This is a genomic window from Xanthomonas sp. WHRI 6108 (assembly GCF_040202385.2).
GTDB lineage: Bacteria > Pseudomonadota > Gammaproteobacteria > Xanthomonadales > Xanthomonadaceae > Xanthomonas > Xanthomonas arboricola.
On sequence record NZ_CP168198.1, the window covers coordinates 4243729 to 4267198 of the forward strand.

Annotated in this window: 20 protein-coding genes; 13 read left to right on the forward strand and 7 right to left on the reverse strand. The window is 65.9% G+C overall.

What is annotated here, in order from left to right:
- Positions 1-101: 101 nt before the first annotated feature.
- The gene (locus ABQ039_RS17825; protein WP_053054563.1) at positions 102-905 is read right to left on the reverse strand and encodes an N-acetylmuramoyl-L-alanine amidase; all 804 of its coding nucleotides are present in this window, start codon (positions 903-905) and stop codon (positions 102-104) included.
- 313 nt (positions 906-1218) lie between these two features.
- Here ABQ039_RS17825 and ABQ039_RS17830 point away from each other — a divergent pair, with 313 nt between their 5' ends.
- From ABQ039_RS17830 to ABQ039_RS17855, 6 genes are all read left to right on the forward strand, one after another.
- Positions 1219-2631, forward strand: a complete 1413-nt coding sequence (locus tag ABQ039_RS17830) for an SH3 domain-containing protein (RefSeq protein WP_184611591.1) — start codon at positions 1219-1221, stop codon at positions 2629-2631.
- A complete protein-coding gene (locus ABQ039_RS17835) occupies positions 2628-3725 on the forward strand; it encodes a dipeptide epimerase (RefSeq protein ID WP_104593652.1) in 1098 nt (365 codons plus the stop codon). The genes ABQ039_RS17830 and ABQ039_RS17835 overlap by 4 nt, the downstream gene beginning before the upstream one ends.
- 493 nt (positions 3726-4218) lie before the next feature.
- Complete coding sequence (locus ABQ039_RS17840; protein ID WP_126966505.1) at positions 4219-4995, forward strand: L,D-transpeptidase; 777 nt, start codon at positions 4219-4221, stop codon at positions 4993-4995.
- Positions 4992-6299, forward strand: coding sequence for an APC family permease (locus tag ABQ039_RS17845; protein WP_184611593.1), 1308 nt, complete (start codon positions 4992-4994; stop codon positions 6297-6299). Before ABQ039_RS17840 ends, ABQ039_RS17845 begins: the two co-directional genes overlap by 4 nt.
- An 88-nt stretch (positions 6300-6387) precedes the next feature.
- Positions 6388-6885 (forward strand): hypothetical protein, encoded by a 498-nt coding sequence (locus ABQ039_RS17850; RefSeq protein ID WP_184611595.1) that lies wholly within the window; start codon positions 6388-6390, stop codon positions 6883-6885.
- A 171-nt stretch (positions 6886-7056) separates the two neighbouring features.
- Positions 7057-7389 (forward strand): hypothetical protein, encoded by a 333-nt coding sequence (locus ABQ039_RS17855; protein WP_102256994.1) that lies wholly within the window; start codon positions 7057-7059, stop codon positions 7387-7389.
- 55 nt (positions 7390-7444) lie between these two features.
- Here the strand turns inward: ABQ039_RS17855 and yiaA are convergent, their stop codons facing one another.
- Complete coding sequence (gene yiaA / locus ABQ039_RS17860; RefSeq protein WP_046344757.1) at positions 7445-7882, reverse strand: inner membrane protein YiaA; 438 nt, start codon at positions 7880-7882, stop codon at positions 7445-7447.
- Positions 7883-8052: 170 nt separating this feature from the next.
- On the opposite strand from yiaA, the gene ABQ039_RS17865 reads away from it, so the two are divergent.
- Positions 8053-9231 (forward strand): PQQ-dependent sugar dehydrogenase, encoded by a 1179-nt coding sequence (locus ABQ039_RS17865; RefSeq protein WP_102256995.1) that lies wholly within the window; start codon positions 8053-8055, stop codon positions 9229-9231.
- Between the two features lie 291 nt (positions 9232-9522).
- On the opposite strand, the gene ABQ039_RS17870 is transcribed toward ABQ039_RS17865, so the two are convergent.
- The 3 genes from ABQ039_RS17870 to tsaD all read right to left on the reverse strand — a co-directional run bounded on the left by ABQ039_RS17870 (position 9523) and on the right by tsaD (position 13423).
- Positions 9523-11694 carry a glycoside hydrolase family 3 N-terminal domain-containing protein gene (locus ABQ039_RS17870; RefSeq protein WP_024938858.1) on the reverse strand — a complete coding sequence of 724 codons (2172 nt, stop codon included), beginning with the start codon at positions 11692-11694 and terminating at the stop codon, positions 9523-9525.
- Between the two features lie 232 nt (positions 11695-11926).
- The gene (gene folB, locus ABQ039_RS17875; protein ID WP_024938857.1) at positions 11927-12283 is read right to left on the reverse strand and encodes a dihydroneopterin aldolase; all 357 of its coding nucleotides are present in this window, start codon (positions 12281-12283) and stop codon (positions 11927-11929) included.
- Positions 12284-12358: 75 nt separating this feature from the next.
- Positions 12359-13423, reverse strand: a complete 1065-nt coding sequence (gene tsaD, locus ABQ039_RS17880; RefSeq protein ID WP_349778400.1) for a tRNA (adenosine(37)-N6)-threonylcarbamoyltransferase complex transferase subunit TsaD — start codon at positions 13421-13423, stop codon at positions 12359-12361.
- Between the two features lie 280 nt (positions 13424-13703).
- On the opposite strand from tsaD, the gene rpsU reads away from it, so the two are divergent.
- The 4 genes from rpsU to dnaG all read left to right on the forward strand — a co-directional run bounded on the left by rpsU (position 13704) and on the right by dnaG (position 17678).
- The gene (rpsU, locus tag ABQ039_RS17885) at positions 13704-13919 is read left to right on the forward strand and encodes a 30S ribosomal protein S21 (protein ID WP_002808376.1); all 216 of its coding nucleotides are present in this window, start codon (positions 13704-13706) and stop codon (positions 13917-13919) included.
- Positions 13920-14172: 253 nt separating this feature from the next.
- Positions 14173-14619 carry a GatB/YqeY domain-containing protein gene (locus ABQ039_RS17890; RefSeq protein WP_065032992.1) on the forward strand — a complete coding sequence of 149 codons (447 nt, stop codon included), beginning with the start codon at positions 14173-14175 and terminating at the stop codon, positions 14617-14619.
- A gap of 248 nt (positions 14620-14867) precedes the next feature.
- Positions 14868-15818 (forward strand): YihY/virulence factor BrkB family protein, encoded by a 951-nt coding sequence (locus ABQ039_RS17895; protein WP_104555108.1) that lies wholly within the window; start codon positions 14868-14870, stop codon positions 15816-15818.
- A gap of 111 nt (positions 15819-15929) precedes the next feature.
- Entirely contained in the window at positions 15930-17678 is a 1749-nt protein-coding gene (dnaG, locus tag ABQ039_RS17900; protein WP_349778401.1) for a DNA primase, read from the forward strand.
- A gap of 283 nt (positions 17679-17961) precedes the next feature.
- On the opposite strand, the gene ABQ039_RS17905 is transcribed toward dnaG, so the two are convergent.
- Positions 17962-19173, reverse strand: a complete 1212-nt coding sequence (locus ABQ039_RS17905) for a hypothetical protein (protein WP_349778402.1) — start codon at positions 19171-19173, stop codon at positions 17962-17964.
- A 346-nt stretch (positions 19174-19519) separates the two neighbouring features.
- Here ABQ039_RS17905 and ABQ039_RS17910 point away from each other — a divergent pair, with 346 nt between their 5' ends.
- Together ABQ039_RS17910 and ABQ039_RS17915 are read left to right on the forward strand one after the other, a co-directional pair.
- Positions 19520-20524, forward strand: coding sequence for a bile acid:sodium symporter family protein (locus ABQ039_RS17910; protein ID WP_039524893.1), 1005 nt, complete (start codon positions 19520-19522; stop codon positions 20522-20524).
- Positions 20525-20789: 265 nt separating this feature from the next.
- Entirely contained in the window at positions 20790-22370 is a 1581-nt protein-coding gene (locus ABQ039_RS17915; protein ID WP_215825011.1) for a thioredoxin family protein, read from the forward strand.
- A gap of 201 nt (positions 22371-22571) precedes the next feature.
- Here ABQ039_RS17915 and cyoE read toward each other — a convergent pair whose 3' ends face one another.
- Complete coding sequence (gene cyoE, locus ABQ039_RS17920; protein WP_016902810.1) at positions 22572-23468, reverse strand: heme o synthase; 897 nt, start codon at positions 23466-23468, stop codon at positions 22572-22574.
- Positions 23469-23470 lie beyond the last annotated feature (2 nt).

Genomic DNA, 23470 nt, shown 5'->3' on the forward strand with positions numbered 1-23470 from the left:
GTCCTTCAAGAGTTTGGGCGAGCGGATGCTACCAAGAATGTGGTCGGGATCCAGTCCACGCAGCGTTCGTCAGGGCGACGGAAAACGAGCAGGCTGGATCGCTACGGCGCATCCGGTTCGATGGGCACCGACGGAAGCTGCAATTGCCGCAGCGCTGGTCGGGTCAACGCATGCAGGATGCGCAAATCCTCGGCATCCAGCGTGCGGGCGTCGCTGCCGCGGTAGTGATGATGAAATGCCTGCAGCGTGGCGGCGGGATCGTCGAGGCTGTAGCCCAGCAGGGCCAGCGCCTGCCAGGGATCGAAGCCTGCCGGCGCGGCGGGGGCATCGGCGGCAGGCCAGCGGCCGAAGCCGGCGTCGGCCAGGCGCTTCCACGGAAACAGCGGGCCGGGATCGTTCTTGCGGGTCGGGGCCACGTCTTCATGCCCGACGATCTGTGTGCGCGGAATGCGCAAGCGGGTGCATAGGTCGTCCAGCAACACCAGCAGGCTGTCGATCTGGGCGGGCGCGAACGGCTCGCTGCCGTCGTTGTCCAGTTCGATGCCGATCGAGGCGGAATTGATGTCGGTGATGGTGCCCCAGCGCCCGGCGCCGCCATGCCAGGCGCGCTGGTCGTCGCTGACCAGTTGATAGCGCGCGCCATCCTCGCCGATCAGATAGTGCGCACTGACCCGGCCGCCGCTATTGCGCCCGCGCAGCGTGCCCAGGCTCTGCGTCACCGATTGCTGGTCGGTGAAGTGCAGCACGATCAGGATCGGCCGCCGCGCGTCGTAGTTGGGCGAGGGCACCCACTGGGCCAGCGGGTTGCGCTGCGGCGCATGCGCGCACGCCCCCAGTGACAGCACCACCAGGCACAGCGCGGCACGGAGCCAGGGCGATGGCGACAGCGTGGGAGCAGATGACATCGGATTCTCCTGGCAAAACGGCAAGGGCTTGCGCTGTACCAGCACCCTGATGGGCCGCGCAGGCGATGCACCCATTATCTGCCGTGCGGACGATGGCGTGCAGCACGCGATTGCGGCCGGTGGCAGGCAGACTGCACGTTCGCAGAGACCCACAGACCTTACAGCGCCGCTGCGCCATGCAACACGCACCCGTGATAATGCGCATGCGTACACTAAAGGCCGGCGCGGTCGGCGCAGGTCTACCCTGCGCTTGCCGTAATGATTTCCCGCACAGAGCCTCGCCAGTCGCTGTATCCCATCAAGAGCCCTCTTCATGCCACTGTCGCGCCGCCTGCTGACGTTGTTGCTGCTGGTCATCGGACTGTCCTGGGATGCCGCTGCGGCAACGCCTGCCACCCCGATATCGCACACGGCACCGTTTGCGGCCAGCGATGCGCAGCTGACCGCCGACTACTGGATCCAGCGCACTGACAACGCGCAGACGCTGCACCTAACTGCCGCACAGATCGCCGGCTTCAATGCGCGTTTGCTGCGTGACGATGGCTCCATGCACGACCTGTCGCAGCTGGCCGAAGTACTGCCGGCGGCCGAGGTGCGCGCGCGCATCGAAGCGCTGTCGGCCATGCCGACGCGTGCGCTGTACGACAGCGAGGGTCGCAGCATCGATGCCTCGCGCCTTGCGACGCTGCGCCACACACTGGCACTGGATGCACTGCCCTCACAGGTCACGCCACGGTTCGCACTGGTGGTGCAGCGCGCGGCACTGCGCACCTTCCCCACCGCGCAACGCGTGTTCAGCACCACCGACGACCATGATATCGACCGCTTCCAGGAATCGGCGCTCTACCCCGGTACACCGGTGGCGGTGCTGCATACCAGCGCCGATGGTGCATGGCACTTTGTGCTGGCAGCCAACTATGCGGCCTGGATCGCCGCCGACCGGCTTGCCGTGGGCACGCGTGAGGAGGTGCTGGACTATGCACAACGCCGCCCACGGCTGGTGGTCACCGGCGCACGCGTGCAAAGCGCCTACACCCCAGAGGTACCCGCCATCTCCGCACTGGCGCTGGACATGGGCACCAGCGTGCCGCTGCTTGGCGACTGGCCGCCGCAGCAGCCGGTCAACGGGCAGTTGCCGCAGGCTGCCCATGTCGTGCAGCTGCCGCTGCGCAACAGCGAGGGTCGCTTGCAGCTGGTGTCGGCACTGATCCCGCGCAGTGCCGACGTACGCGTGGGCCCGTTGCCGGCCACGCCTGCAGCGTTGTTGCAGCAGGCGTTCAAATTTCTCGGCGAACGCTATGGCTGGGGCAACGATTACGATGCGCGCGACTGCAGCGGTTTCGTGCTGGATGTGTATCGCAGCCTGGGCATCGCATTGCCGCGCAATACCGGCGATCAGGCACGCAGCCCTGCGCTGCTGGGCGTTCCGTTCCAGGCGCAGGCCGCACTGCCGCAGCGCCTGCAACAACTTGCCCGGCTGCAGGTCGGCGACCTGATCTACATCCCTGGTCATGTGATGCTGGTGATCGGACACGAGCGCGGTGCGCCATGGGTGATCCATGACGTGGCCGGCGCCAGTTATCGCGACGCAGCCGGCAACGTGCAGCGCGCGCGCTTGAACGGTGTGTCGGTGACGCCGCTGCTGCCACTGCTCGCCAGCGACGGCACACCGTTCGTCGACCACATCACCCGCATCCAACGCATCGCACCGACTGACTCGCCATGAAGATCACCGGCTTCCGCCTCGGCATGCTGCGCGTGCCATTGAAGACCCCGTTCAAGACAGCAGTGCGTACCGTGCAGGCGATCGAGGATGTGGTGGTGCTGCTGCAGACCGACAGCGGCCACATCGGCTATGGCGCAGCGCCGGCCACCGCCCCGATCACCGGCGATACGCACGGCTCCATCATCGCTGCGATCCAGCATTGCATCGGGCCGACGTTGATCGGCCAGGACGTGGCCGATCTCAACCGGCTATGCGCGCTGGTGCAACACGCGCTGGAGCGCAACACCAGTGCCAAGGCGGCGGTGGAGATCGCGCTCTACGACCTCTGGGCGCAGGCCCTGGGCACCCCGCTCTACCGGGCGCTCGGCGGTGGCATGCCGCGCATCACCACCGACATCACCATCAGCGTCGATAGCATCGACGTGATGGTGGCGCAGGCGCAATCCGCGCTTGCGCGCGGCTATCGGTCACTGAAGATCAAGGTCGGCAAGGACAGCGGCTCGGACCTCGAGCGGATCACCGCGATACATGCCGCTGTCGCTGGCCGCGCATCGCTGCGCCTGGATGCCAACCAGGGCTGGACGCCCAAACAGGCAGTACGCACCATGCGTACGCTGGAACACACCGGCATCGTGATGGAACTGGTGGAGCAGCCGGTCAAGGCCGCGGACATCGACGGGCTGGCGTTTGTCACCGCGCGGATCGACACGCCGGTGATGGCAGACGAAAGCGTGTTCTCGCCGGTCCAGGTGATCGACCTCATCCAGCGCCGTGCCGCCGATATCGTCAACATCAAACTGATGAAGACCGGCGGGCTATCCAACGCAATCCGCATTGCCGATATCGCTGGCCTGTACGGCGTGCCCTGCATGATCGGCTGCATGATCGAATCCAGCATCAGCGTGGCTGCTGCAGTGCATCTGGCGGTGGCCAAGGCCGGCAGCATCACCCTGGCGGATCTGGATGCGCCCGCGCTCGGGCAGTTCGATCCTACCGAGGGCGGCGTGCACTTCGACGATGCCCAGATCCATATCGACGACTCGCCCGGCCTGGGCATCCGCCGCATCCACGGGCTGGAGCTCCTGCCGGCTTAAAACGTCAGTAGGGTCTCCAGGCCGCATTGGTCCAGGCGCGATGCCTCACCACTTCTGCACACGCAGTCACCCCGACAGCGAACGTCGTGCATTGCTTGCACCATGCACACCGATCATCTCGACAGGTCCTTGCCCGCTCACGGTCGCGGGGACCTTACGCGGCATGGATGCCGCGTAAGCGCCTACAAGGATGTACTTGCGGCGTGTCCTGCGATGGTGGGCGGGCAAGGGCCCTGCAACCATGCCCCAGATCAGCCGCTCTGCAGCCAGCCAGCCACAGAGGCCAACTCTCCCAGAACAACAAAACACACTCGAAGCCCGGCCAAGCAGTCGCACAAACCAGGCGCGCGCATGCGACACACGGCCACATTGCTGAGTACAGTAGCGACATGATGGTGTGCCCAACGCGGCACCAAAGCAGCGTACTGTCTCCGTCAACCATGTATCGCCCCCAGACTCGTCCCCCGCTCGACCCATTCCCCCCGGAGCCTGCATGCGCCTTGCCACCTTGTTTCGATCCGCTGTGCTGTTGGCGCTGGCGAGCTGCGGCAGCGTTGCCGTCGCTGCCGGGCCGATCGATGCCCTGAATCAAGCGCGCGCATTGATCGTGGTGACCACGCCGGACTGGGACAGCACCCAGGCGCGCCTGCAGACATTCACCCGTGTGGACGGTCACTGGCAACCGGCAGCACCGGGCTTCGCGGTCGCGCTCGGGCGGCATGGCAGTGCCTGGGGCGATGGCCTGCATCCGGCGCAGGCGCAAGGCCCGCAGAAGCGCGAAGGCGACGGCCGCAGCCCGGCCGGTGTCTTCGCGATCGGCCCGGCCTTCGGCTATGCCCAGCAGATCGACAGCGCCATGCCATACCAGGCGATGCGCGCCACCCACTACTGCATGGATGTGCCGAGTTCGCCGCTGTACAACCGCATCGTCGATGCCGCGCAGGTCGGTGAGGCCGCAGTGGCCGGGTCGACCGAACCGATGCGCCTGGACCTGCAACATCCCGGCGATGCGCGTTACAGCGAGGGCTTCGTGATCGCCCACAATCCTGACGCGGTTCCCGGGCGCGGCAGCTGCATCTTCGCGCACCTGTGGCGCACGCCGGGCCAGTTCACCGCCGGCTGCACCGCGATGGCGCCGGCCGATATGCAACGCCTGCTGGCCTGGTTGAAGCCAGACGACAAACCGCTGTTCGTGCTGTTGCCACGTGCCGAATATGCACGCCTGCAAGCCCACTGGCAGTTGCCCGAATTGAAGGAGGCGGCACGATGACCACCCCGGCTCCTGCACCCGATTCCACTGGCCTGGTCCGCGTGGTCAGCCGCTGGCAGATCGTCGGCTTGTCGATCAACGATGTCATCGGCAGCGGCATCTATCTGCTGCCCGCGGCCACCGCGGCACTGCTGGGGCCGATGAGCCTGTGGGCGGTGATGCTGGCCGGTCTGGCGGTGGCGTTGCTGGTGTTGTGCTACGCGCAGGCGGCCAGCTATTTCGACACGCCGGGCGGCAGTTACCTGTACACGCGTGAGGCGTTCGGCCCGTTTGTCGGCTTTCAGATCGGCTGGATGATCTGGCTCACGCGCATCAGTTCGGCAGCGGCATTGAGCAACGGCCTGGCCGATGCGGTGGCGCGGTTCTGGCCGACCGTGGCGACCGATCACTGGGCACGCTTGCTGGTGGTCGTCGGTTCCCTGGGTCTGCTCACCGCCATCAACGTGATCGGCGTGAAATCGGCTGCGCGTACCGGCATCGCGCTGGTGATCGGCAAGCTGGTGCCGTTGCTGCTGTTCGTGGCCATCGGTCTGTTCTACGTGGACTGGTCGTGGGCCTTTGCCGGCACCACGCCGGATCTGCGCGACCTGGGCAATCTGGGCGAAGCGGCCTTGCTGCTGCTGTTTGCCTATGCAGGCTTTGAAAACATTCCTGCGGCCGCTGGCGAATACCGCAACCCACGCCGCGACGTGCCGTTTGCGCTGATCACCATGATCGTCACCGTCACCTTGATCTACGCCGCGGTCCAGGTCGTCGCACAGGGCACGCTGCCCAATCTTGCCGCCTCGCCCACGCCATTGGCCGATGCCGCAAGCCGTTTCGGCGGCGAGGCGCTGGCGCTGATCCTCACCGTGGGTGCCACCATTTCCATCCTCGGCACCACCAGCAATACGGTCATGCTCGGGCCGCGCTTTCTGTTCGCGTTGGCACAGGATGGCTACGGTCCCGCATTCCTGGCACGTGTGCATCCGCGCTTCCACACCCCGGCTGCGGCGGTGCTGATCCAGGGCGTGCTGTCGCTGGCGCTGGCGGTGTCCGGCTCGTTTACGCAGCTGGCATTGCTGTCGATGGTCACGCGGCTGTTTGCCTACATCGGCACTGCTGCGGCAGTGATCGTGCTGGCGCGTCGCTACCGGCAACGCACCGACACCTTGCGCCTGCCTGGCGGGCCGGCCATTCCCATCGCAGCGCTGCTGCTGTCGCTGGGCCTGCTGGCCAGCGCCAGCTGGCAGAACCTGGCGGCCGCCGGGGTGGCATTGCTGGTGGGCTGGCTGATTTACCTGTGTCCGCGCAAGCCCGCATAGCGGTTTTCGCAGGACGCTCGCACAGCGATCACGCACGACTAACCGTGTCCGTCCAACGCTGCAGTTCTCACCTGCATGGGAGCTTGCGATGAAACTGCGCCGTGTCTACAGCACGCCCGATATCGAAGGTGCGCAACGCGTCATGCAGGCCGCACGCAGCGCCGGCATCGACAACGATGCGCTGTCCTTGATTGCCCGTTCGGATATCGAGCTGCAAGGCATTCCCGATGAACGCAAGGATGCCAAGACGGATTTTCTCCCTGCTGCCGCGCGCGGCGCCGCCACCGGGGGCGCTGCGGGCTTGGTCGCCGGACTGGTTGCCATCGCCGTGCCTCCGATCGGCCTCACCATCGCCGGTGCCGGCGTCATGGCGCTGGCAGGCGCCCTGGTCGGCACCTGGTCGTCTGCACTGATCGGCGCCACCGTCCCCGATCCGGTCCGCCGCCAATTCGAGGACGAAATCCAGGCAGGGCGCGTCCTGGTCATCATCGATGCCGACGAGCCCTCGCTGCAGCATGCCGAAGCCAGCCTGCGTGCCGCCGGTGCCACGCCACTACCATACGAAGCTGCATCGGCAGCGACGTGATGCGCGCCGACCACCGGCTGAATCGTTGGGCGCGGCGCACCGTGTCGCGCAAGGGCGCGCCAGAGAGCGTCACCAAGTGCAGCATGCCTTGATGCCCTCCTCACCTGTCCTGGCAACGGATTTAACACCTGCCCGCCTAGGTTAGGGCGCACATTCAACACGGAGACGAGCATGAACGTGCCGTATCAGATTCCGGGCCGCGCACCGGACGAAGACCGCAGCCAGAACGTGTCCAATTATTGGCGCGAGCGCTTCACCGAAGAACCGTATTACACCGAAGGTGACCGCTACGAAGATTACGAGGGCGCCTATCTCGCAGGACACCAAGCGCGCATCCGCGAAAACGCCCGCGCCTACGATCAGGTGGAAGCGGAATTGCACCGCGAGTGGGAAGCCAACCGAGGTACCGATGGCCTGAGCTGGAGCAAGGCCCGTCACGCCGTCAAGCGTGCCTGGGAAAATGCAACAGACTTCGTGACTGGCGACAACAAGTCCAAGCCCTGAAAACAACAACGCCACCGTCGAGGTGGCGTTGTTGTATCAATCTGTCTGTAGTGCATCAGTCCAGCGGCGGCGGTACTGCGCGAGAGTAATGCGATGCGTTGGCGACATCCATCGCATCGCGGGTGTTCTTCTGCACCGCAACTGCGCCGAACAGGCTCAATGCGTAGGCCATCGCGTAGAAACCTTTCTCGCTCAGTAATAGGGTCGCGTTGATCAAGCCGATTGCCAGTAGCAGCAGCGCGATGACCAGCGAAAACCAACAGATCGCGTAGTACAGGCCCGTCACCGGAATTCCATCTGCGCGGTCACGCACACTCTTCTGCAACGACACCGATGCGAACAGGCCAAACAACAGCAGCGTGAAGTAATAGCCTTTTTCGTTGAGCATCATCTGCGCATTCCATAGCCCGACCAGGTAGGCAATGCCACCCAGCAGCAATGCAGCCCAGGATGCGGCGATAAAAGCAGGTGACGTTTTTTGCGTGGCAGCCATGGAAACTCCTTTTCATGGTGAAGCAGTGATGTGGGACGCACACGTCTCACAAAGAAAGTGATCTACGACAAGGCGGCCTTGAAGGCGTCGTGTAAGGTACTTTAAAACCCGACGCAGGACACGTTGCGGGAGGGCTGCAACGCGACTGCGCCCATTCCCTGGAGGACCTCATGTCTGTCCGACGTCTGCTTGCCCTGGCCTGCTCGGCCAGCTTGTTCACCGCCGCCACCGCATGTGCCGCGCCTGCCGTCGCGCCGGCGGCCGCCATTCCCAAGGCGCAGTGGCCGTTCCAGGCCACCACCGTTGCCGATTTCGACGAACCCTGGGCAATGACCTTCCTGCCCGACGGCAGCCTGTTGGTCAGCGAAAAACGCGGTGCATTGATGCGGCTGGATCTCAAGACCAACCGCAAGAGCGCCATCACCGGCATTCCGGCAGTCGCCTATGGCGGACAGGGCGGTTTTGGCGATGTCCTGGCGCATCCGCGCTTTGCCAAAAATGGCCTGGTCTATGTCAGCTACGCCGAACCGGGACAGGGCGATACACGCGGCGCAGCGGTGGCACGCGCCAAGCTCACGCTGGATGCCAGCGGCGGCGGCACGCTGTCGGACCTGAAGGTGATCTGGCGCCAGGATCCCAAGGTCACCGGCAACGGCCACTTCGGCCACCGGCTCGCGTTCGGCCCGGACGGCAAGCTGTGGATCAGTTCCAGCGAACGCCAGAAGTTCACCCCCGCCCAGGACATGCAGGCCAATCTCGGCAAGCTGATCCGTCTCAACGATGACGGCAGCGTGCCGGCCGACAACCCGTTCGCCGCGCAGGGCGGCGTTGCCGCACAGGTGTGGTCGCTGGGTCACCGCAATATTCTCGGCCTGGCCTTCGATGGCAAGGGGCGCCTGTGGGAACACGAGATGGGTCCGCTCGGCGGCGATGAGTTGAACCTGATCCAGCGCGGCGCCAACTACGGTTACCCGATCGTCTCCAACGGCGACAACTACGACGGCACCCCGATCCCGGATCACAACACCCGCCCGGAATTTGCCGCGCCCAAGATCAGTTGGACACCGGTGATCTCGCCAGCCGGCTTTGTGATCTACAGCGGCAAGCAGTTCCCAGCGTGGCGCGGCAACGGCTTTATCGGCGGCTTGTCGTCGATGTCGCTGGTGCAGGTCTCGCTCGGCGATCAGCCGCGCGAGGTGGCCCGCTACGACATGGGCGCGCGCATTCGCGAAGTGGAACAGGGTCCGGACGGCGCGCTGTGGTTGCTGGAAGACGAAGCCAGCGGCAGCACCGGGCGCCTGCTCAAGCTGACGCCCAAGAGCAAGGCAGCAATCGAGAACGAGGCATAACTCCGCAAGATCGCGCCCAGGGGAGTCGTGCCACCGCCACGCGTCGAATGCGTGCTGGCGGTGGCCACGATTTTCGCGGCGAAGCCGCGTTCGATCCGGTGCGGTGCAATGACGCAATACATGCAGGTGTCAACAGAAAAGTAGTGCACACCGACCAAGCGGGCCTACATCCTCTTTGACCCAATGACGGCGCGCCCTTGGGCCACGTCCGCCCCCGTCATCTCAAATTCCGCGTAGCAGCCGCACTCCGCTGCGTATCGCGTGAGTGCGCCCTACCACGCCCGCGGGTGTTCAGGCCTCCAGCAACTCGAACGTCACCGCCTCGCCACTCTTGGCCGAGGCGCACACCCACACATCGAACACGCCCGGCTCGGCGCCAAACACATTCTTGTGGTTGGTAAAGGCCAGTGCGTCACGCGTCAGGGTGAACACCACGTCCGTACTTTCGCCAGGCTGCAACAACACCTTGCGGAAACCCTTGAGTTCGCGCACCGGGCGCACCCGGCTGGCCACGCGATCGTGCACATACAGCTGCACCACTTCTTCGCCGGCCACGCGACCGGTATTGGTGACGCGCGTGGTGATGGTCAGGGTCTGGTCCCAGCCCAGCTGCGCACTGCTCAGCTGCGGCTGCGCATACGCAAAGGTGGTGTAGCTCAAGCCGTGGCCAAACGGATACAACGGCTCGTTGGGCATCTCGCGCCAGCGCGCCTTGTACTCGGACAGCGTCGGCAGTTCCGGGCGGCCGGTGCGCAGATGGTTGTAGAAATACGGTTGTTGCCCGGTCACCTGCGGAAAGCTGATCGGCAGACGCGCGGAGGGGTTGTAGTCGCCGAACAACACGTCGGCCACGCCGGTACCGGTCTGCGTGCCCAGGTACCAGGTCACTGCAATCGCATCGGCATCGCGCACCGCACCGCTCAGGGCCAGCGCGCGGCCATTGCGCAGCAGCACCACCATCGGCGTGCCGGTGGCGGCGATGGCTTCGGCCAATGCCTGCTGCGCCGGCGGCAACACGATCTCGGTGCGCGACTGCGCTTCGCCACTGAAGCGCTGCGGCTCGCCCAGCGCCAGCACCACCACGTCGGCGGCCTGCGCCGCATCGATGGCGGCGGAAATACCGCCCGGGAGCGCGTCTTCCAGGCCACAGCCCGGCACCACCGTCAGATGCTCGCTGTCGACCACCGCGCGCACACCCTGCTCCAGGGTCACGTAGCGCTGCTTGTCGCCGAACAGTGTCCAGCACCCCTCGATGTTCTCGCGGTCCTGCACGAATGGCCCGATCAACGCGATGTGCTGCCCGCTTTTCTTCAGCGGCAACACCTCGCCCTGGTTCTTCAGCAACACGATCGAACGCCGCGCCGCATCGCGCGACAACGCATCGTGCGCGGGCAGATGCGCGGTGTCGGCTTCGCGTGCCGGATCCAGCGAACGGTACGGGTTGTCGAACAACCCGATCGCCTCCTTGAGCTGCAGCATGCGGCGCACGCTGGCGTCCAGCGTGGCCATCGGCACCTCGCCGCTTTCCACCAGCGATGGCAGATGCGCGGCATAGAAGCCGCTCTGCATGCTCAGATCCAGGCCGGCCAGGAACGCCTTCTTGGTCGCATCGCGCTCATCGGCCGCATAGCCGTGCGCAATCAGTTCCATGTCGGCGGTGTAATCGGAAATCACCACGCCGGGGAACTGCCATTCACCGCGCAGGATCTCGGTCAGCAATTCGTGGTTGGCACTGGCCGGCACGCCGTTGATGTCGTTGAACGAAGACATCACGGTCAGTGCGCCGGCATCGAAGGCGGCCTTGAACGGCGGCAGGTGCACATCGCGCAGTGTCTGCGGCGCGATGTCCACGGTGTTGTATTCCATGCCCGCAGCCACGGCGCCGTAGGCGGCGAAGTGCTTGGGGGTGGCCAGCAGGCAATCGTCGGCCTTCAGATCGCTGCCCTGGAAGCCGCGCACGCGGGCGGCGGCAAACGCCGCGCCCAGCACCACGTCTTCGCCGGCGCCTTCCGCGCCACGGCCCCAGCGCTGGTCACGCGCGATATCCACGGCCGGTGCGTAGGTCCAGTGCAGGCCGGCGGCGGTCGCCTCGATCGCGGTGGCGCGCGCGGTGCGCTCGGCCAGCTCAGGCTCGAAGCTGGCCGCCTCGCCCAGCGGGATCGGGAACACCGTGCGCATGCCGTGGATCACGTCCGCCGCCAGGATCACCGGGATGCCCAGGCGGCTTTCTTCCACCGCCACCTTCTGGATCTGCACGCCCAGCGCGGCGCCGACGCCATTGAACAACGAGCCGACCCGGCCTGCGCGCACCTGCTGCAGCACCTCGTCGGCGTTGAGCACATTGGCTTCGGGATTCACGTCCGGCGCGAACGGCCGCACCATGTCGGCGAACACACCCAACTGTCCGACCTTCTCTTCGACGGTCATCTGGGCAATCAGGGTTTCGATACGATCAGCAGCCATGAGATCCTTGAGAAAACGTTTACATGGCCGTCAATTCTAGCCTGAGGCGACCGCGAGGGGGCAAGTGCCGGGATTTGGAATTCGGGATTCGGGATTTGTCGGGTCCGGTTGAACCGCGCCTTGGGGCTGGGGATCGTTGGCGTGGTCGTGGATCGCTGGTCCCGCGCCACCCAGGTCTTCCGGGGCGCGGCCATGAATCGGAACTCGCGACCGGTACCGCGGCCAGTGGCCGTCAGCGGGCCCGCTCGCGCTCGATGATCACCCCCACCGCCTGCGCGCCGCGCACCGCACCGGGCTTGCTCAGCTTCAACCGCAGCCAGTGCACGCCGAACTCGTCCAGGACGATCGCCGCGCAGCGCTCGGCCAGGGTCTCCACCAGCCCGAAGTCCGAGGCCTGCACGAATTCGATCAGCCGCTTGCTCACCGCCTTGTAGTTCAGGGTATCGGCAATGTCGTCGCTGGCGGCCGGAATGCGGTTGTCGAAGCCCATCTCCAGATCGAACCGCAGCGTCTGGCGGATGCGCCGCTCCCAGTCGTAGATGCCGATCAGCGCATCGATTTCCAGGCCTTCGATAAAAACTTTGTCCATTGGGAGCCGTGATTGGGGATTCGGGATTGGGGGATTGGCAAGAGCGCGACAGACAGCAGGTAGAGGGACTAGCTTCTACGAATCTCCAATCCCCACTCCCGAATCCCGCGCCGCCGCCAGCGGCGGCAAGCCCGCCATATCCCAACGCGGCGTCACATGCACTGCCGCGTCGGCGCGCTCGCCGGCCTCCAGCCGCAGCGCGCCGGCGAAGGCGATCATCGCGCCGTTATCGGTGCACAGGGCCGGCCGCGGGAAGCACACCCGGCCGCCGCGCCGCTGCGCCGCGTCCTGCAGGCGTGCGCGCAGGCGCTTGTTGGCGCCCACGCCGCCGGCCACCACCAGGGTGTTGCAGTCGGCCGCATCCAGCGCGCGCAGGCATTTGATCGCCAGCGTCTCCACCACAGCATCCTCGAACCCGCGCGCGATATCCGCCCGCGTGGTGTCGGACTGGTCGCTGCCGCGCCAGGCCAGCAGCACCTGGGTCTTGAGCCCGCTGAAACTGAAATCCAGCCCGGGGCGGTCGGTCATCGGCCGCGCGAACTTGTAACACCCCGGGGCGCCGGTTTCGGCCAGCGCCGCTAGTTGCGGCCCGCCCGGATACGGCAGGCCCATCATCTTGGCGGTCTTGTCGAAGGCCTCGCCGGCTGCATCGTCCAGCGTCTCGCCAAGCACCTCGTACTCGCCCAGCGCCTTCACCGACACCAGCTGGGTGTGGCCGCCGGAAACCAGCAGCGCCACGAACGGCGGCTGCGGCGGGTCGTCTTCCATCAGCGGCGCCAGCAGATGGCCTTCCATGTGATGCACGCCGATCGCCGGCACGTCCAGCGCCCAGGCCAGCGACCGCGCCACACCGGCACCAACAAGGAGTGCGCCGACCAGGCCCGGGCCGGCGGTATAAGCCACCCCATCGAGTTCGTCGATCCGCAGTCCGGCCTCGTCCAGGGTCTGGCGGATCAGCGGCAGCAGCTTGCGCACATGGTCGCGACTGGCCAGCTCCGGCACCACGCCGCCGTATTCGGCATGCAGCGCGATCTGGCTGTAGACCGCGTGGGCCCGCAGCGCCGGCACGCCCGACAGCGCGGTGTCGTAGACCGCCACGCCGGTCTCATCGCACGATGATTCGATCCCAAGAACTTTCACGGCAACTCGGCAGGCAGGGACATGCGGGCTATTTTCGCAGCTTTTGCCCTGCGCAGATCGGCCAGGGGCGATCTGCTGCGCGGCCGTGTGCTCGCCACCGGATCACCCGCAAGCGCAGGCTTTATCAGGCTTGCTCGCGCAGATGCCGCAGGGGGCTTGCAGGTCGTTGGCAAGTCGTTATAATGCGCGGCTCGCCGGGGCAACCCGGAAATTCCGTCACGCGAGTCCGCTCGCACCCGCCCGGGGCTCCCGGACGGAAATCCCATTATCTGGAGAACCCATGCCCAGCGTTAAAGTCCGCGAGAACGAGCCCTTCGAATTTGCGCTCCGTCGTTTCAAGCGCACCTGCGAAAAGGCCGGCGTGCTGGCCGAAACCCGCAAGCGCGAGTTCTATGAAAAGCCGACCCAGGAGCGCAAGCGTAAGGCTGCCGCTGCTGTGAAGCGTCAGTTGCGTCGTTCCTCGCGCGACGTCACCAAGCGCCAGCGCTTGTACTGATCGAACGCGGTTCCTTGCCGACGGGCATGCGCTGAAGGCGCGGCCCATCGGAGTGGAACCCAAGAGCCGGCACGCGCAAGCGTCGCCGGCTTTTTGCATTGGTTCGATGCCAGGCGACCGCTGCGTTCTGCGCTGCAGAGCCGGCCGGCGTCGCTGCCATGACCCGCGCCTGTCAGGCCGACTTCCTGCCGATGCACTGCGCCCGTCGTGGCGCATCGGCACATCTGCAACACGCACTCCCAGGAGTTACACCATGCCCCTCAAGCAACAGCTCACCGATGACATGAAAGCCGCCATGAAGTCCGGCGACAAGCACAGCCTGGGCGTGATCCGGCTGATCAATGCCGCGATCAAGCAGAAGGAAGTGGACGAACGCGTCGAGATGGACGATGCCGCCGTGATCGCCGTGCTCGACAAGATGGTCAAGCAGCGCAAGGACTCGGTCACCCAGTACGAAGCTGCCGCACGCGACGACCTGGCGCAGGTCGAGCGCGAGGAGATCGTGGTGATCGAGCGCTACCTGCCGGCCAAGATGGGCGAAGCAGAGATCGTCGCCGCCATCCAGGCAGCCATCGCGCAGACCGGCGCCAGCAGCCCGGCCGACATCGGCAAGCTGATGGGCGCACTCAAGCCCAAGCTGGCCGGGCAGGCCGACATGGGCCTGGTCTCGACGCTGGTCAAGCAGCATCTGGCAGGCTGAGTCTTCGCCTGCACAGTGCCCTGTGCCCGATGGCCAGGGCACTGCAGCGAGCCGCCCAAGTGCGGCTGGCTGCAGCGCCGTTTCAACGGCAGCACACGCGCAACATCCAGCGCCCGCTTTCACCCGATCTTTGAACACGCCCTGTTAGAACACCTTCGCCAGCACAGGTCCGGGTGAAGCATTCCGCATGCCGGCTTCGCCTTACGACGCCTGCGCACACAACGGTATGCCCAAGGATTCCCCCGCCGGTGACGAAGCTCTCAACCGAACACCTGCAGAAACATCTGAGCCGCCTGCAGCGCAGCCTGCCGATGGCACTGCTCAATCGCTTTCTCGAGATCGACGTGATGACGCAGGCCGCGTCGCTGTCGTTCTACGCCTTGCTGTCGCTGGCACCGTTGCTGGTGCTGCTGCTGTGGCTGACCGCATCGCTGTATCCGCCTGCGCAGGAAGCGCTGGTGCAGCAGATCGCGCAACTGGCCGGTGGCAGCGCGGCGGAGGTGGCCGACACGGTGATCCGCAACGCCACCGATCAACCTGGCGTAGGATCGTTGGCCGGACTGTGGAGCACGTTGCTGCTGTTCATCGGCGCCACGGCGGTGTTTGCGCAGTTGCAGAACGCCCTGAACCTGATCTTCCGCACCGACAAGCAGCGCCTGGAAGGCCTGATGGCGTGGCTGAAGAAGCGCGTGTTCTCGTTCGGCGTGATCCTGGCCCTGGGCTTCTTGTTGATCGTGTCGATGATTGCCACCACCGCGTTGCAGGTAGTGTTCGCACGGCTGCCATCGGTGCTGCCGGCGATCGGCTACATCACCACCCTGGCGCTGTATTCGCTCGCCTTCGCTTTCCTGTATCGCTATCTGCCCGATCGCACCGTCAACTGGCGGCAGGCCTTTGTCGGCGGCGTGATCACTGCATTGTTGTTCGCACTGGGCCGCTACTGCATTGGCCTGTACATCGCCAAGGCCGCGCCTGGCAGCGCATACGGTTCGATGGGCACCTTGGTGATCCTGCTGGTGTGGATGTACTACGCCTCGGTGGTGTTCTTCGTCGGCGCTCTGCTGACCGCGGTGATCGACGAGCGCGTACGCTCGCATCGCAAGCTGCGCGAGGCCGGGGTGGATACGGACAACCTGCCGCCGGTCGCCGCCGAACCGGATGCCGCGCCGCTGCCGCAGGAAGCACCCACGCGCAATTGATTGCGCATGCCGCGCCGGTTGCCGCGCGTACCCAGGCGGCATCCAGCGCTTCGCTGAGGTCCCTCGCTCGCTGAAATCGGCGCACGCCGGCGGCTGGGATATCCTAGCGGGATGGCCCGCATCCCCGACGCATTCATCGACGAACTGCTTGCACGCACCGACATCGTCGAGGTGGTGGGCGGTCGCGTGCCGCTCAAGCGTCAGGGCAAGGAATATTCGGCGCGCTGCCCGTTCCATGACGAGCGCTCGGCCTCGTTCACGGTCTCGCCGACCAAGCAGTTCTATCACTGCTTCGGCTGCGGCGCGCACGGCACCGCGATCAGCTTCCTGATGAATTACGACCGCCTCGAATTTCTCGATGCGGTCGACGAGCTGGCCAAGCGTGCCGGCATGGAAATCCCGCGCGAGACCCAGCAACGCACTCCGCAACAGCAGGACGACAGCCGCGAGCTGTATTCGGCACTGGAAGCGGCGACCAAGTTCTTCCAGCGTCAGCTCGAGGGCAGCGAACGCGCCCTCGACTATCTGGACGGCCGCGGCGTGGATGCCGACAACCGCGCGCGTTTCCAGATCGGTTACGCGCCCGATGGCTACAGCGCACTGAAGGACACGCTGGGCACCGATGCACGCCGTATGAGCGTGCTCGAACGCGCCGGGCTGTTTTCCAAGAACGATCGCGGCCATGTCTACGACAAGTTCCGCGACCGGGTGATGTTCCCGATCTTCGACCGCCGCGGCCGCGTGATCGCGTTCGGCGGACGCATCATGGGTGCGCCGGCCGATGGCCGCGACCCGGGGCCGAAGTACCTCAACTCGCCGGAAACCGCGCTGTTCCACAAGGGCCGCGAGTTGTACGGCCTGTGGCAGGTGCGCCAGGCCAATCAGAAGATCGAGCGGCTGATCGTGGTGGAAGGCTATATGGACGTGGTCTCGCTGTTCCAGTTTGGCGTCACCCAGGCGGTGGCCACGCTGGGCACGGCGACCACGCCCGAACATGCCGAGTTGCTGTTCCGCAACGCGCCGGATGTGTACTTCTGCTTCGACGGCGACAACGCTGGCCACAAGGCGGGCTGGCGTGCACTGGAATCGGTGCTGCCACGCATGAAGGACGGCCGCCAGGCGTTCTTCCTGTTCCTGCCCGATGGCGAGGACCCGGACACCATCGTGCGCAAGGAAGGCGCGCAGGCCTTCGATCAGCGCCTGAAGCAGGCCACGCCGCTGTCGCAGTTCTTCTTCGACGAGATGTCGCGCGAGATCAACCTGCACACGCTCGATGGCAAGGCGCGGCTGGCCGAACGCGCCAAGCCGATGCTGGCACAGATCCCCGAAGGCGCGTTCGGCGACCTGATGAAGCAGGAGCTGTCGCGCCTGACCGGCGTGGGCGTCACTCAGGCGGCGCAGGCGTCCACATCGCAGGCACGGCCACCTGCCCGCATGGGCGCGCCCGCGCAGAAACGCAGCCTGGTGCGCGCGTCGATCGCGATCCTGCTGCAGCGGCCGTCGCTGGCGATGAGCCTGGAGGGCGACCACGATTTTTCCGGCCTGCGCCTGCCCGGCATCGACCTGTTGATGGAACTGCTGGCACTGGTGCGGCAACGCCCAGAAATCAGCACGGGCGCGCTGCTGGAACACTTCGCCGAACGCGACGAACAGGCCGCGCTGCAGAAACTGGCCGCACAGGCATTGCCCGGCGACGAACACAGCTGGGCGATGGAGCTGCATGACGTCGTCGCGCAACTGGACAAGCAATTGCTGCGTCAGCGCCTGGACGAACTGCAGGACAAGCAGCGCGCGCAGGGCCTGGACGACACCGACAAGTACGAATTGCGCGAGCTGTTCAAGGCGCTCGCTGCGTTGTAGTGCGGGTAGCGCGAGGGGATCGGTTTACGCTGTCGTGTGCGGGCCAGGCGCGCACGCTGCACGACACCATGGCCCAGTTGCACCGGCCGGCAACTGCTGCAGCAGCGCATTGAAGCGCTGCAGACAAGGCAACGCGCACACGGACTCGACGAGATCGACCAGCACGCACTGCGCGCACTGCCGCGCCTGCGTTCGACCGCGCACTGAGCACCCGGCGAACGCTGTCAGACCACCTGTTGCCGACGCAGCCGGCCAGCCCTGGCCGTCGCATGCAGGTGCGCGCTCATAGCTGCTTGAACAAGGTCTTGGCCATCGAGCCAAGCGCCGCGCTGACCGCTTCGATCTTGTCGGCATCGACCAGTGCGGCCTGGCCGGCATGCGCGGTCAGCCGCTCGATCAGGGCATCGCGCGCGGGCGCTTCGTCGGCACTCTGGCTCTGCGGCGTACCGGACACCGGCGTGAGCCACGGGGCAATCAAGGCCTGGTAGGCGGTGGTGTGCTGGGAAGCCATCTGCTCGAGAAATTGCACGACCGTGGTGGGGGTGCCGGTGAGCGTACCGGTCAGCGGCTGGTTGGCGATCTGCCGGTAGTTCACCGTGGACGCCACCGCATTGGCGATGGCCACATCGACCAGCACATCGATCTCCTTGATCGGCGCATTCCCGTACAGCGTCTTGATCTGGCTGAGCATCGGCACGGTCCACGCATGCGGCACGCAATCGAGCGTGTTCCACAAGTCGGCATTCCAGATCTGATACGGCGCCGCGCCCGGTGCTGAAGAGGGCAATGCCTGCGCATACAGCGCGGCGAACCCGCCGTTGCCCGGCGTGGCGCCGGCGGTGGGATAGCAGTGCACGGCGCTGAAATTGTCCAGCTTGCCGTTGGTCTTCAACCAGGTCGCCAAGGTCGGCGACAGCGCACCGCCCAGGCTGTGCCCGGCAAAGATCACCGTCGCCTTGCTGCCATCCAGCGCTTGCAGGAAATCCAGCAGCGTCGTGTTCGGCGCCAGTGCGGTGGAGGGGCTGACCATGTTGAGCAGATGCCACACACCGGTGGCGGCCCCCATCGAGATGACCGCCGAACCTGGCTTGACGGGTTTCTTCGCCGCAACCGGCGCGGTGCCGAGCAACGGCGTGTAGGTCGCAAAATCCACCACCGAGGACACATCGAAGTCTTCGGTGAACCAGTCGTAGAGCGACTCCGGGTTGGTGGCGCTCAACGCGACCACATACGCCTCGCCGATGCCCGGCATGGCGTCGGTATGGGCCACGTACATGGCATTGCCCGACAGCGACGAATCGGCCGCCTGCCAGACCTGCGGCCCCCACACCAGTTGCCAGTCGCCGATCCGGTCCTGGGTGTCGGCCGATGCCAGCGTCTGCAGCAACGTGGCCTGGTAGTCCGCCTGCAACGCCGGCTGGCTGCCCCTGCGATCGCCCACCCAGTTGGCCAGGGCGGAAAGCGCAAAGGTCTGTTGATATTGGTCGTAGTGCATGGACTGGCTCCTTTCCTTAGGCCTTGCGTGGAAACACGAGCGAACATGGACGCGGCGCGCGGACACCGTTCGGGCACGGATGCGCGCGGCGCGTGCAACCGGAATCTAACAAAGGATGTGCGTGCCAGAAGCGCCCGCGCAGCGGAATCTCGACGCATCGCACGAATCGCTCACCACCCCACGCGGCGCCGTCTGCAGTGCTGCAGGCAGGCGCAAGCGCACGCTGCTGCCGGAGCCGGTGCGAGCACGCATGCGTCCCCGGCCTGCGCTGCGCGGCCGACTCGCACGGTGCACGCTGGCCTCTACAATGGCACTCTGCAGGCAGCCCTCCCCCTGAATACGCACGATGATCAAACACTGGCTGGCGCGGTTGCGCATTGATCCATTCACCCTCGCGCTGCTGTGCACGGTCACGCTCGCCTCGTTCCTGCCGGTCTCCGGCACCGCCGCGGCGGTCATGGACGATGTCACCGACGTGGCGATCGCCGCGCTGTTCTTCCTGCACGGCGCGCGCCTGTCGCGCGAGGCGGTCAAGGCCGGCGCGCTGCATTGGCGCCTGCATCTGGTGATCCTGGCCTGCACCTTCGTGCTGTTCCCGCTGCTCGGGCTGTTGTTCAAACCGCTCGCGCATCTTGCGCTGACACCGGAGCTGTATATCGGCGTGCTGTTCCTGTGCGCGCTGCCATCCACGGTGCAATCGTCGATCGCCTTCACCTCGATGGCGCGCGGCAACGTGCCGGCGGCCGTGTGTGCCGCCTCGCTTTCCAGCCTGCTGGGGGTGTTTTTCACACCGTTGCTGATGGGCGCCCTGGTCGGCAGCCAGGGCGCGATGGCGCACCCGGCCGAGGCGATCGGCAAGATCCTGCTGCAGTTGCTGGTGCCGTTCCTGGCTGGCCATTTCATGCGCCCGTGGATCGGCGGCTGGGTCGAACGGCATCGCGCCGTGCTGCGTTACACCGACCAGGGCACCATCCTGCTGGTGGTCTACACCGCCTTCAGCGCATCGGTGAACGAAGGTCTGTGGCAGAAGACGCCGTTGCCGGCCTTGCTCGCGGTGCTCGGTGCCGCCGCGTTGTTGCTGACGGTGGCGATGCTCTCGATCACCTTCATCGCGCGGCGCCTGCGCTTCAACCGCGCCGACGAGATCGCGATCGTGTTCTGCGGTTCGAAGAAGAGCCTGGCCACCGGCGTACCGATGGCCAAGGTGATGTTCGCCGGCGGTGGCCTGGGCGCGATCGTGTTGCCGATCATGCTGTATCACCAGCTACAGCTCATTGTCTGCGCATTCGTGGCCGCGCGTTATGCGCGCAACGCGCCGGGCGAGCCGCAGATCACTCCCGGTGGTCATTGAAGGTAACGGCCACTGCACGGCGGTGGTCTGATCGACGACACATGGCGCATCCCACGCGGCGTGCCCTGCAAAGGCTTGCTTGCCGCCGGCGCGTTGCCTGCGCGCCATCGCCGGCCCGCTACGCCCGACGCGACACCGGTTCGCGTTGCGTGCCGGTGCCGGTTGTAAGCAGATATACAACGGTTATGACGCACTCCGACGCTGGCACAGTGCCGCTCGCTAGAGTGTTCGATCCACCTTGCTGCCGCCCCCATCGGTGATTGCCATGACGCTATCGTTCCGACGCCCTGCCCCGTCCCTGATCGCGCTGCTGGCGGTGCTGGCCACGCTCACTGCCTGCAACAAGCCCGCCACGCCGCCAGCCCCGACACAGACCAAGGCGGCCGCCACGCCGGCGCCTGCGTCCAGCATCGCCTGGCGCGAGGGCGATGTCGAAGATGCCTTCGCCGAGGCCAGGGAAAGCGGCAAGCCGATCCTGCTGTACTGGGGTGCGGCCTGGTGCCCGCCCTGCAATCGCCTGAAGGCCACCTTGTTCAAGGACCCGACCTTCATCGCCCGCACCCAGCAATTCGTGGCGGTGCATCTGGACGGCGATTCGGAGGGCGCGCAGGCCTGGGGCGAGCGCTTCGGCATCAAGGGCTACCCCACCATCATCGTGCTGCGCCCGGATCGCAGCGAGATCACCCGCCTGGCCGGCGATGCCGACAACGCACGTCTGGCCGATGTGCTGCGGGTCGCGGCCAAGAGCACCAGTACCGCCAGGCAACTGCTCGACACCGCATTGCAGACCCCGCAGCAGCTCAGCGCGGACGACTGGGCCGTGCTCGGCAACTATGCCTGGGGCACCGACGATCGGCTGGTCAAGCCGGAGCAGGCCGTGGATGTGCTCACGCGCCTGTCCAGGTCGGCGCCACAGCCGGCCCTGCAACGCAGCTTCGCCCTGACAGCGATTACCGCAGCCAAGGAACCGCCTGCACCCAGCGCGGCGTCACGCACGTTGCTGGAAGCAGTGCTGGCCGATCCGGCAGAGGTGCGCGCCAATCTCGGCACGCTGAGCTACATGCCTGCACGGCTGGTCGCCGCTGCCAGCAGCGATGCCGGTGAGCGCACTGCCTTGTCCAATGCGCTGAATCTGGCATTGGACAAGGTCTACGCCGACACCGCACTGCCGATCGCCGACCGGCTCGGCACCGCGTATGCGCGCATCCAGCTGGCACGCCTGGCACAAGGCCAGCCCACCGAAACCGAGGCCAAGGGCCCGCAACCGCCGTTGCCCAAGGCCGTGGTCGACACCGTGCAGCAACGCGTGCAATGGGCGACCGACACCGCCAGGACCGATGAGGAGCGCCAATCCACCATCAGCACCGCCGCGGCATTGCTCGGCGAGGTGGGCGACCGCAGCGGCGCCGAACAGTTGCTGCTGGCCGAGTTGACGCGCAGCAAGACGCCTTACTACTACATGCCCGAGCTGGCCGATCTGGCCGAACAACGCGGCGATAAGAAGACCGCGTTGTCCTGGCTCAGGAAGGCGTACGAAAGCGCGCAAGGCCCCGCCACTCGCGTGCAATGGGGCGTGATGTACGTGGATGGCCTGATCCGGCTCAGCCCGGACGACACCGCCGGCATCGAGGCCGCTGCCACGCAGGTGATCGGCGAGCTGGCCGGGCAGCCCGATGGCTACCGCCAACGCACCCGGCAGCGCTTCGCCACGCTGGGCGCCACGTTGAAGACCTGGAGCAAGCAGCATCGCCAGGAAGGCAATGCGGTGCTGACGCGCCTGCAGCAGAAGATGCAGAGCAGCTGCGACAGCAAGAACACCAGCGACTGCGCCAGCTGGTTGAGCTGAGCCGGCGTGAGCGAGCAGCCCGCAACGCGGCGAATTTGAGTGCATTAAGTAGCGATTGCGCGCCGGATGCCCAACGGCACGCACAACGGGTGTGTAAGAGCGAGATGGGCCGGTCCCAGCCACCGACCGCATCCGCCTGACGGCTGCCTCGGTCGCAGCCCTATCGATCGCCTTGATGGCAGCAGCGGGCATTCGCTGCCGCTAGCGCACCCACGGCAACAGCAGGTGGTCCACCATCAGAAACGCGAACAGCGCCATCAGGTAGACGATGGAGTAACCGAACATCTTCATCGAGAACAGCTCGTCCGGCGGGTCGAGCATGCGCCAGGCGTACCAGAGGAACACCACGTTGAGCACCACCGCGCCGCCCAGGTAGAACAGCCCACTCATGCCCACCGCCACCGGCAGCAGGGTCACGATCGCCAGCAGCACCGTGTACACCAGGATCTGCTTGCGCGTATGCGGCACGCCATGGGTGACCGGCAGCATCGGGATCGCCGCCTTGGCGTAATCGGCACGGCGGAAGATCGCCAGCGCCCAGAAATGCGGCGGCGTCCAGATGAAGATGATCAGCACCAGCAGCGAGGCGTTGATCCAGTCGGCGCTGGTCGGCAAGCCGGTCACTGCGGCCCAGCCCAGCATCGGCGGCGTGGCGCCGGCCAGGCCGCCGATCACGATGTTCTGCGAGGTCGCACGCTTCAGGTACACGGTGTAGATCACCGCGTAACCGATCAGCGACGCAAACGTCAGCACCGCGGTGATCACATTCACCCAGACCACCAGGATGGTCATGGAGATCACGATCAACACGCCGGCAAACAGCAGCACCTGCCACGGCCGCACCTTGCCCACCACCAGCGGCCGCCACGAGGTCCGCGCCATCTGCGCGTCGATCTTGGCGTCCAGCAACTGGTTGATCGCCGCCGCCGCCGACGCCGCCAGCCAGATGCCTAGAAAGCCCAACGCACCGGTGCGCACCTGCACCCACGTCGGCACATCGGGGATGGCCAGGAACATGCCCACCAAGGCGGTGAACACGATCAGTGCCACCACCTTGGGTTTGGTCAGATCCCAGTAATCGCGTGCGCTGACAGCCATGC

Coding starts and splice junctions, on each gene's coding strand:
- ABQ039_RS17855 (WP_102256994.1), top strand. CDS start 7,057: ATGAACGTGCCGTATCAGATTCCGGGCCGCGCACCGGACGAAGACCGC.
- cyoE (WP_016902810.1), bottom strand. CDS start 23,468: ATGGCTGTCAGCGCACGCGATTACTGGGATCTGACCAAACCCAAGGTG.
- yiaA (WP_046344757.1), bottom strand. CDS start 7,882: ATGGCTGCCACGCAAAAAACGTCACCTGCTTTTATCGCCGCATCCTGG.
- ABQ039_RS17850 (WP_184611595.1), top strand. CDS start 6,388: ATGAAACTGCGCCGTGTCTACAGCACGCCCGATATCGAAGGTGCGCAA.
- ABQ039_RS17830 (WP_184611591.1), top strand. CDS start 1,219: ATGCCACTGTCGCGCCGCCTGCTGACGTTGTTGCTGCTGGTCATCGGA.
- ABQ039_RS17865 (WP_102256995.1), top strand. CDS start 8,053: ATGTCTGTCCGACGTCTGCTTGCCCTGGCCTGCTCGGCCAGCTTGTTC.
- dnaG (WP_349778401.1), top strand. CDS start 15,930: ATGGCCCGCATCCCCGACGCATTCATCGACGAACTGCTTGCACGCACC.
- ABQ039_RS17915 (WP_215825011.1), top strand. CDS start 20,790: ATGACGCTATCGTTCCGACGCCCTGCCCCGTCCCTGATCGCGCTGCTG.
- ABQ039_RS17910 (WP_039524893.1), top strand. CDS start 19,520: ATGATCAAACACTGGCTGGCGCGGTTGCGCATTGATCCATTCACCCTC.
- ABQ039_RS17905 (WP_349778402.1), bottom strand. CDS start 19,173: ATGCACTACGACCAATATCAACAGACCTTTGCGCTTTCCGCCCTGGCC.
- ABQ039_RS17825 (WP_053054563.1), bottom strand. CDS start 905: ATGTCATCTGCTCCCACGCTGTCGCCATCGCCCTGGCTCCGTGCCGCG.
- ABQ039_RS17835 (WP_104593652.1), top strand. CDS start 2,628: ATGAAGATCACCGGCTTCCGCCTCGGCATGCTGCGCGTGCCATTGAAG.
- ABQ039_RS17890 (WP_065032992.1), top strand. CDS start 14,173: ATGCCCCTCAAGCAACAGCTCACCGATGACATGAAAGCCGCCATGAAG.
- folB (WP_024938857.1), bottom strand. CDS start 12,283: ATGGACAAAGTTTTTATCGAAGGCCTGGAAATCGATGCGCTGATCGGC.
- ABQ039_RS17845 (WP_184611593.1), top strand. CDS start 4,992: ATGACCACCCCGGCTCCTGCACCCGATTCCACTGGCCTGGTCCGCGTG.
- ABQ039_RS17870 (WP_024938858.1), bottom strand. CDS start 11,694: ATGGCTGCTGATCGTATCGAAACCCTGATTGCCCAGATGACCGTCGAA.
- ABQ039_RS17840 (WP_126966505.1), top strand. CDS start 4,219: ATGCGCCTTGCCACCTTGTTTCGATCCGCTGTGCTGTTGGCGCTGGCG.
- rpsU (WP_002808376.1), top strand. CDS start 13,704: ATGCCCAGCGTTAAAGTCCGCGAGAACGAGCCCTTCGAATTTGCGCTC.